At 53.4% G+C, this 831-nt stretch carries 2 protein-coding genes and 1 pseudogene; all 3 read right to left on the bottom strand.

The window, feature by feature from the left end; genetic code table 11:
• Window positions 1-54: 54 nt before the first annotated feature.
• The gene (locus H0248_RS21325) at window positions 55-375 is read right to left on the bottom strand and encodes a type II toxin-antitoxin system RelE/ParE family toxin (RefSeq protein ID WP_180787402.1); all 321 of its coding nucleotides are present in this window, start codon (window positions 373-375) and stop codon (window positions 55-57) included.
• A 2-nt stretch (window positions 376-377) separates the two neighbouring features.
• Window positions 378-653 (bottom strand): type II toxin-antitoxin system ParD family antitoxin, encoded by a 276-nt coding sequence (locus tag H0248_RS21320; protein WP_180787401.1) that lies wholly within the window; start codon window positions 651-653, stop codon window positions 378-380.
• Between the two features lie 48 nt (window positions 654-701).
• Window positions 702-831: pseudogene (locus H0248_RS22300) on the bottom strand (site-specific tyrosine recombinase XerC); the annotation flags it as partial.

Genomic DNA, 831 nt, shown 5'->3' with positions numbered 1-831 from the left:
GCACCGTACCAGCGACCTTGAAGAGAGTGAGCTACTTTTTGTGACTGTCTGCGTTCAGTCAGCATCATCCGTCAGCAGGTCGCTTTCATAGTCCTGACCACCGTGCCAGATGCCCAGCACCGTTACCGTCCTTTTGTCTTCTTCCACCATGAAGGCAATGACCGTTCTTTTACGGTAGTTCGTCACACGAAGCCCTGCCAGAAGGTCATTACGGGGGTTTCCCCTCTCTGGGAACAGCGCCAGTGACTCACAGTAATTAACCACGCTTTCCGTGTAGCTCAGCGCCGTATTCGGTGTCGCCGCCTCCGCGATATAACCATACAACGCGGCAAGTTGATCTTCCGCTTCGGGTGCGAACACCACCTGATACTCCATTATTATTCTCCGGTCGCCTTCTTATGCTCGGCTTTCAGTCGGTTTCTTATGTCGTTACCGCTGAGGCTGTCCGTTTCCCCCCGTTGCAGCGCATTCCATGCCGGAACAACCTGTTCCTGCAACCATTTCTCCACCGCATTATCACGCGCCAACAGCGCCCTAAGTCCTTCTCGGATAACTTCGCTTTCCGATGCATATTCGCCGCTGGCAACACGCGCTTTGACCAGTGCCGCCATCTCATTCGGCAACGTGATGCTCATCTGCTGTGTCGTTCTCATTGGTAACCCCTTTCTCCCGCTAAGTAGGATTTAATCATACTCATTCTTTTATCCCTTGTCAGGGGCGACCCGCGTTGTTTTCTTTCGGCGTGACTTCGGCTTCCGCTCTGCCGGATGGGTTTTCTCATGCACCTGTTTCAGATGACCGATAGCAACCCGCGTGTAGATTTGCGTCGTC

The organism is Pectobacterium brasiliense (assembly GCF_013449685.1).
GTDB lineage: Bacteria > Pseudomonadota > Gammaproteobacteria > Enterobacterales > Enterobacteriaceae > Pectobacterium > Pectobacterium brasiliense_A.
This window is presented reverse-complemented; position numbering and strand designations above follow the sequence as displayed.

Excerpts from the sequence above, each read along its gene's own strand:
- H0248_RS21325 (WP_180787402.1), bottom strand. The coding sequence starts at position 375 with ATGGAGTATCAGGTGGTGTTCGCACCCGAAGCGGAAGATCAACTTGCC.
- H0248_RS21320 (WP_180787401.1), bottom strand. The coding sequence starts at position 653 with ATGAGAACGACACAGCAGATGAGCATCACGTTGCCGAATGAGATGGCG.